This window comes from Paenibacillus abyssi (assembly GCF_014640295.1).
GTDB classification, from domain to species: Bacteria; Bacillota; Bacilli; order Paenibacillales; family Paenibacillaceae; genus Paenibacillus_D; species Paenibacillus_D abyssi.
The window spans coordinates 62,755-69,904 of record NZ_BMGR01000021.1 but is presented as its reverse complement, the minus strand read 5'-3'; the positions used below and the strand labels follow the sequence as shown (position 1 = coordinate 69,904).

Genomic DNA, 7,150 nt, shown 5'->3' with positions numbered 1-7,150 from the left:
CAAATTCATTTCTTCTTGTCCGTCACCGTCTCAGCGGCGACTTGAATAATATATCACAGATGATCGCCCATGTGCAACCTTTTTTTTTATTTTCTTTTAAATAATAATTAGATGGCGTAAACAGCATCGGCTGACGCCGCCTGCGCGATTGATTCCAAACTTGTATAAGAGTCAAACTTATGCGCTTAGCATTCAATAAAGCCTATCCTCTTCCTTTTATTCAGGTAAGGATAGGCTTTGCATATTTACTCTATGACTGTTTTGAATTCTGCCCATGTAGTGGAAACATGGCTGCGCTCTATAAACGGCAGATACTTCGGACTAACAATCTGGATTAGGTATTCACCCTTATCTTGTATAGATAAAGACGTGATAAATTGCCCCTTTTCAATTGGCACCTGAATGGTCTCGATGACTGTATAATCATAATCCGCATACTTATGAATGTGAACCGTGAGCTGATCAAATGACTCATTCCATTCCTTCAAATTCCCAGACAAAGCGAGACGTTCGCCTTGCTTTAATCTCACATAGCCTGTGTCCGGCTCTTTGATGGCAATGTATTTACTGCCTTCTTCATTAATGTTTATCTGCACTCTGCTGCCCTTATCTATAGTTCTGACAATCTCGAACCTGGCGCTCCCTGCTGATACGGCCATGAGTTCAATCGGGTTAGTACCGGGCTTCAACTGTACCGTGAACTGAACGCGATGATACGTCTTATCCCCAACCTTAATATTCTTTTCCACGATTTCACCGGAAGAGCCCATCCATCCGCCTCCCCCCATGGCAGCAATCAACTGTGGAGTATTCATCTCTTTCTGAAAAAGCACAGTAAAAGAAATTTCCTGTTCCCCGGTTTCCATCCGATTTGTCGTTAGATCGAATATCTTATCGCTCCATCTCCAAATCATCACTCCCTGCTCATAACCGACAGCTACCCCATACATCGGCAGCAATCCGGCCGGCACATACATTCTCCCATTTAGCAAGAACGGAGCCGGAATACTGATGCCCTCGTAGGCTGCCCCATCTTTTCGAAAAAGAGACGGCTGTCCGTTACGAAACGCAACGGTTTGGGTTGAAGCTTGAATCGACGAATTGGCATGGACGACTGCCTGCTTATTCTTAGCATCCCAACTTACGCTTCCTACACCAGCCTGCTCAATCAGCTTAATCGGTATATAAGTCCGGCCATTCCTTACGTTTATCGGTTCGGTATCCAGCTCAGTCCCATCGACAACTGCCCGTGATGCCCCTTTTGCAAGATTCAGCTCATGACGTTCCAAATACAGAGTTGCAAAATCACCCGCAGGTTCCACCGTCGAATCGTCACTGCCTGTATACGCTGCTTGTATAGGCAAAGCCATAATCGCCATTAACATCACCATTGCTATGCTAAGAGAACTTAACTTCATTTATCACACCTCCATAAGCACAGACGAAAAGTTTTCTCGTTTTGTTCCACTTCCATTTGCAAATGAACATGAAAAAAGCCGTTTGAGGGATATCCTCAAACGGCTCTTCTATTTATTCTCCAGCTCTCTCACGCATCAGCGGGAACAGCAGCACATCACGAATCGAAGGCGAATCGGTCAACAGCATGACCAGACGGTCCACTCCGATGCCCAGCCCGCCTGTCGGCGGCAAGCCATACTCCAGCGAGCGGATGAAATCCTCATCCATCTCATGCGCTTCATCATTTCCTTGCTCTTTCTCCACCAGCTGCGCTTCAAAACGTTGACGCTGGTCAATCGGATCATTCAGCTCAGTGAACGCATTGGCATGCTCGCGCGCAACAATGAACAATTCGAAACGATCTGTAAACCGCGGATCGGCTTCGTTCTTTTTCGCAAGCGGGGAGATCGCTACCGGATGGCCGGTTACAAAGGTTGGTTGAATAAGCGTGTGCTCCACAAATGTTTCAAAGAACGCATTGAGGATATGTCCGAAAGTCATATGCGGCTCTACCTGTACCTTGTGCTCCTTGGCCAGCTTATGGGCTTCCTCGTCGCTCATCTCTACATTAAAGTCCACACCCGTTGCTTCCTTCACCAGGTCGACCATCGATACACGGCGCCATGGCTTGCCCAAGTCAACTTCTTGTCCTTGATACATGATCTGAGTCGTTCCCAATACCTCTTGGGCAATGTGTACGACCAGATTCTCTGTCAATTCCATAATATCTTTGTAATCGGCATACGCTTCATACAGCTCGATCATCGTGAATTCCGGATTATGGCGTGTTGAAATTCCTTCGTTCCGATAAACTCGGCCAATCTCGTATACTTTCTCCAAGCCGCCGACAATCAAACGTTTCAGATGCAGCTCGATCGCGATCCGCATATACAACTCCATATCAAGCGCGTTGTGATGCGTGATGAACGGCCTGGCTGACGCACCGCCTGCAATTGAATGAAGGGTCGGCGTCTCAACCTCTAAATAACCGCGCGAATCCAAATAACGGCGCATTGATTGAATGATCCGGGAACGGGAAATAAAGGTTTGCTGTACGTCCGGATTCATGATCAGGTCGACATAACGCTGACGGTAACGAAGTTCTACATCTTTCAGTCCGTGGAATTTCTCCGGCAGCGGAAGCAGCGACTTCGTCAGTACCTCCAGTTCTTTCACCTTAACCGAGGTCTCCCCGGTTTTCGTCTTGAAAACGACCCCGCGAACACCGATAATATCACCGATATCGAGCAGATCAAATGCTTTATATTTTGCTTCGTCCACCGAATCCTGGCGCACATAGAGCTGAATCTTGCCGCTCAAATCCTGGATATGGGCAAAGCCTGCTTTACCCATGCCGCGTTTTTGCATAATGCGTCCAGCCAAGCTGACTTCATTGGCCTGCTCCTCGAGCTCTTCTTTGCTGACTTCTCCGTAAGCATCGAGAATTTGTTTGGCATGATGCGTGCGCTCGAATTTCTGTCCGAACGGATCAATGCCAAGCCCGCGAAGCTCGTCCAGCTTGTCTCTGCGAATTTTCAGCAGTTCACTAAGCTCCTGCTCCTGTTGTTCCTGATGCTCTTGATTATCTTGTGTCACTTCATCCATCTCCTTGTTTAATTCTTCCGAGCCGAAGACCCATATCTCACTATAATAGCCTAGCGCAAGCGGCTTATGCAATCTTTAACGGTTAGCGCCGTTTTCATGCCGAATATTAAATCCTCGATCAGGCAGCTCCTATTTCCCTAGAATTTGAAAAAAGCTTCCGAAAGGAAGCTTCTTCTCAACATGGGTACGCGCAAAACTTACTTTTTGATATCGACAATTTTATATTGAATGATGCCCGCCGGGACGTTAACTTCGACGACTGTTCCCTTTTTCTTGCCCAGAATGGCCCTTCCAACCGGGCTTTCATTCGAAATCTTGTTCTGCAGCGGATCGGATTCCGCTGTTCCGACAATGGCATACTCCATGGTATCTTTAAATTCCAAATCCTCGACGGTTACGATGGAACCGATACTTACCGTGTCGGTGTCTATGTCTTCGTTGTTAATAATCCGCGCATTACGGAGCATTTTTTCCAGCGTGATGATCCGGCCTTCGATAAATGCCTGCTCATTCTTCGCATCCTCATACTCGGAATTCTCACTAATATCTCCATAGCCAATGGCTACCTTGATCCGTTCTGCAACTTCCCGGCGTTTTACCGATTTAAGATTTTCCAATTCTTCTTCAAGCTTCTTTAGGCCGTCCTGTGTCAAGATGATTTCTTTGTCGCTCATCTTACCAATTCTCCTGTCGTGTGACATATTTTCATACCTTGTATGAATTCACTGATATCTAATATATTACAATCGGAACTCGTGATGACACCAAGCAGGGGGCAAGTGTAAACAACTTTGTCACCCTTATTCATTTCCACCCTATTTAGGTCGGAATTTCTATTGCATGATTATATTTCAAATTTACCCCAAATGTCAATCAAAGCTGAGCCTTATGTAAACGCTTCTTCCTATATAGGTGAAGCGCGCCGGTTACCCGGCACGCTTATCAAATTTCTATTCAAGTTTCAATGCACGATGGCTTCATCCTGCATCCCGGCGGCAGATCCTGCCTCCATCGGCATATCCGCCGTATCGGCAAGCGTTTCAATGTAGCCGTCTAGAATTTGCACCATTTTATCGCGGCTTGTTTCCTCCATAATATTATCCTTAATGCGAGCCGCTCCCGGCAAGCCCTTAAGATACCATGCCAGATGCTTTCTCATCTCGCGGACGGCCGTGCCTTCTCCCTTTAAAGCGACAAGGCGGTCCATATGCAAAATCGCAATGCGCATCTTCTCGCTAGGCGACGGATCAGGAAGCAGCTCCCCGTTCGTCAGATACTGAACCGTTCGATACAGCATCCACGGATTGCCCAGCGCGCCTCTGCCGATCATCACGCCATCACATCCCGTATGCTCGAGGAGACGGTGTGCATCCTCCGGCGTGAATACATCTCCATTGCCAATTACGGGAATAGATACCGCAGACTTGACATCCCTTATGATATCCCAGTCTGCCTTGCCTGTATACAGCTGTTCCCTCGTCCGACCGTGTACGCTTACGGCTTTGCCGCCAGCGCGTTCTACGGCACGGGCATTCTCAATGGCATAAATATGTTCGCTGTCCCAGCCAATCCGCATCTTAACCGTAACCGGCTTATCCACAGCATCGACAACAGCCGACACCATTTCATAAATTTTGTTCGGATCGAGCAGCCAGCGGGCGCCTGCATCACATTTGGTCACCTTAGGCACTGGGCAGCCCATATTAATGTCGATGATATCGGCATTGGTTTGTTTGTCGACAACCTTAGCCGCTTCGACAAGCGACTCCCGGTCTCCGCCAAAAATTTGCAAGCTTAGCGGTTTCTCGCGTTCATCGACAAACAGCATTTCCATCGTCCGTTTGTTGCCGTGCAGAATTGCTTTGTCGCTTACCATCTCTGCACAGACGAGCCCTGTCCCAAATTCTTTGGCAATTAGGCGAAAAGCTGGATTACACACGCCGGCCATCGGTGCCAGTACCACTTTGTTTTTCATCTCGATGTTTCCGATTTTCAGCATGTCGCACCATGCTCCTTCCTGTTTTGCGAATGAATTTCATTCTATTTTGAACGTGTCTCCGGTTAATTCGTCATAGCTGATGCCCAGCGAATCCGCAATCCGCTCGAGCAGCTTCGCTTCCGGACGACGGGTTCCCCGCTCCAATGAACCAAGTACGGCCACGGATACACCCAGCTTCTCAGCCAATTCGTGTTGGGTATATCCCTTCAGCTTCCGGAATGCGCGGATCCGCTGCGCCAATTGATCGTATTCCATAAAGTAATGCCTTCCTTTCCATACCTCTGCGCTTCCGCTGCGGCACTTTCCACCGACTCGCGAAACGATGGCGCCACCTCTGTATCGGCGACTACATCACGCATAGGAACAAGTACAAAGGCGCGTTCCAACATACGCGGATGGGGAAGCGTCAGCTCCTCCGTATCCATCTCCACACCTTCATAGTAAATCAAATCAAGATCGATTGTTCGTGGTCCCCAGCGCTGCTCTCTCACTCGTCCGAGCCGCCCTTCAACCGCCAGCATCTGACGGAGCAGTTCAAGTGGGGGGAGCGATACAGCTACCGCGGCCGCCATATTCAAAAACGCCGGCTGCTCCGTGAAACCAACCGGATCAGTCTCATAAATGCCGGACACATGTTGTACTTGGATCGAAGCATGCTCATCCAACAGCCTTAGCGCTTGCAGCAGCAGCCCCTCGCGATCACCCAAGTTCGAGCCGAGCGCTATAATGGCCGTTACCGGCTTGATAACCGGCGATTCCGGCTCAGCGCCAGGCGGGAACGATTTGTCCATGTTCATCCCGCTTTCTGCGAAGCTCCACAACAACCCCGTCGAAATGGATATCAAACGGCGGGTTAGGCTTAATAACGCGTACCGTCACTTCGTTTATAATAGTATAAGTCTCTAGGAGACGAGATGCAATGTTACCCGCTAAAGCTTCAATGAGCTTAAACGGCGGCCCTTCGACGATCTCTTTAGTGATCGCATGCAGCTCGGCATAATTCACCGTACTGTCCAGATCGTCATTTTTGGCAGCCTTACGAAGATCAATATCCAGCTCCAGTTCCACGCCAAAACGCTGCCCCAGCTTGTTCTCTTCTGCAAAAACACCGTGGTAGCCGAAAAACTGCATCCCTTTTAAAACCATACGATCCATCATTCATCACCCTTCTCTACTAGAGGTTAGCGCTGGCTCGACTGTCGATAGACGATGGCATCGGTCATCATCGCGATTCGTTTCATCACACGTACGTCGTGCACGCGGACAATTTGGCAGCCTTGGGCAATTCCCAAGGCGACAGTAGCCGCAGTGCCTTCTACGACGTCGTCCACCGGCAGGTCCAGCGTCTGCCGGATGAACAACTTGCGCGAGGTGCCCAGCAGCACGGGGTAGCCGAGTGCGGTAAGCTTATCAAGGGAACCTAACATGTGCAAATTCTGTTCATAATCCTTGGCGAAGCCGATGCCCGGATCGAGCCAGATCCGGTCGCCGGCGACACCGGCTGCCTCAGCAATGGCGACACCGCCCTGCAGGTCGGCAAGCACATCCGGGACGAACTCTCCATAGTCGCGGTTGTGACGGTTATGGCTGATAATAACGGGACAGCCGTATTCCGCCGCTACAGCGGCCATCAGGGGGTCGGCCTTGAAACCCCATACGTCGTTGATGAGATGTGCGCCGGCTTCGAGTGCTTGGCGCGCGGTTTCCGCTTTGTACGTGTCAATCGATAACGGGATGTGCGGCAGCTCCTTGCGAATCGCCGCAATCACCGGAATAACGCGGTTAAGCTCCTCCTCAAGCGGTACCTGTTCATGGCCCGGCCGCGTCGATTCTCCTCCAATATCAATGATGTCCGCACCTTCGGCGGCCATCGCCTTCGCATGTCCGACCGCTCGTTCCACATTATCGTAACGGCCGCCGTCTGAGAACGAATCAGGCGTCGCATTCAAAATGCCCATGATCAACGTGCGATTTCCGAGCTCCAAGCTCACACCATCGTCCCACTTGTATACTCTGCGCCAAAATTTCGTTTTCATCGTTTTTCTTCCTCCTTGCCATCCCGATGTTATCCTATCCGGTGCTGTGTCA

Annotated in this window: 8 protein-coding genes; all 8 read right to left on the bottom strand. The window is 49.6% G+C overall.

Annotated elements, in window-relative coordinates:
* Positions 1-245: 245 nt before the first annotated feature.
* Positions 246-1,418: a stalk domain-containing protein gene (locus IEW11_RS23415; RefSeq protein ID WP_188533511.1), complete on the bottom strand. Its 1,173-nt coding sequence runs from the start codon at positions 1,416-1,418 to the stop codon at positions 246-248.
* A 112-nt stretch (positions 1,419-1,530) separates the two neighbouring features.
* Positions 1,531-3,063, bottom strand: a complete 1,533-nt coding sequence (gene lysS / locus IEW11_RS23410) for a lysine--tRNA ligase (protein ID WP_188533520.1) — start codon at positions 3,061-3,063, stop codon at positions 1,531-1,533.
* Positions 3,064-3,260: 197 nt separating this feature from the next.
* The gene (gene greA / locus IEW11_RS23405) at positions 3,261-3,737 is read right to left on the bottom strand and encodes a transcription elongation factor GreA (protein WP_188533510.1); all 477 of its coding nucleotides are present in this window, start codon (positions 3,735-3,737) and stop codon (positions 3,261-3,263) included.
* A 287-nt stretch (positions 3,738-4,024) separates the two neighbouring features.
* On the bottom strand, positions 4,025-5,062 hold the full coding sequence (gene dusB / locus IEW11_RS23400) for a tRNA dihydrouridine synthase DusB (RefSeq protein ID WP_188533509.1): 1,038 nt from the start codon (positions 5,060-5,062) through the stop codon (positions 4,025-4,027).
* Between the two features lie 36 nt (positions 5,063-5,098).
* Positions 5,099-5,317: a helix-turn-helix domain-containing protein gene (locus tag IEW11_RS23395; RefSeq protein WP_188533508.1), complete on the bottom strand. Its 219-nt coding sequence runs from the start codon at positions 5,315-5,317 to the stop codon at positions 5,099-5,101.
* Positions 5,269-5,853, bottom strand: coding sequence for a 2-amino-4-hydroxy-6-hydroxymethyldihydropteridine diphosphokinase (folK, locus tag IEW11_RS23390; RefSeq protein ID WP_188533507.1), 585 nt, complete (start codon positions 5,851-5,853; stop codon positions 5,269-5,271). Before folK ends, IEW11_RS23395 begins: the two co-directional genes overlap by 49 nt.
* The gene (gene folB / locus IEW11_RS23385) at positions 5,825-6,217 is read right to left on the bottom strand and encodes a dihydroneopterin aldolase (protein ID WP_188533519.1); all 393 of its coding nucleotides are present in this window, start codon (positions 6,215-6,217) and stop codon (positions 5,825-5,827) included. The genes folK and folB overlap by 29 nt, the downstream gene beginning before the upstream one ends.
* A 26-nt stretch (positions 6,218-6,243) precedes the next feature.
* A complete protein-coding gene (gene folP, locus IEW11_RS23380) occupies positions 6,244-7,098 on the bottom strand; it encodes a dihydropteroate synthase (protein WP_188533506.1) in 855 nt (284 codons plus the stop codon).
* Between the last annotated feature and the right edge of the window lie 52 nt (positions 7,099-7,150).

Excerpts from the sequence above, each read along its gene's own strand:
- IEW11_RS23415 (WP_188533511.1), bottom strand. The coding sequence starts at position 1,418 with ATGAAGTTAAGTTCTCTTAGCATAGCAATGGTGATGTTAATGGCGATT.
- lysS (WP_188533520.1), bottom strand. The coding sequence starts at position 3,063 with ATGGATGAAGTGACACAAGATAATCAAGAGCATCAGGAACAACAGGAG.
- greA (WP_188533510.1), bottom strand. The coding sequence starts at position 3,737 with ATGAGCGACAAAGAAATCATCTTGACACAGGACGGCCTAAAGAAGCTT.
- dusB (WP_188533509.1), bottom strand. The coding sequence starts at position 5,062 with ATGCTGAAAATCGGAAACATCGAGATGAAAAACAAAGTGGTACTGGCA.
- IEW11_RS23395 (WP_188533508.1), bottom strand. The coding sequence starts at position 5,317 with ATGGAATACGATCAATTGGCGCAGCGGATCCGCGCATTCCGGAAGCTG.
- folK (WP_188533507.1), bottom strand. The coding sequence starts at position 5,853 with ATGGACAAATCGTTCCCGCCTGGCGCTGAGCCGGAATCGCCGGTTATC.
- folB (WP_188533519.1), bottom strand. The coding sequence starts at position 6,217 with ATGGATCGTATGGTTTTAAAAGGGATGCAGTTTTTCGGCTACCACGGT.
- folP (WP_188533506.1), bottom strand. The coding sequence starts at position 7,098 with ATGAAAACGAAATTTTGGCGCAGAGTATACAAGTGGGACGATGGTGTG.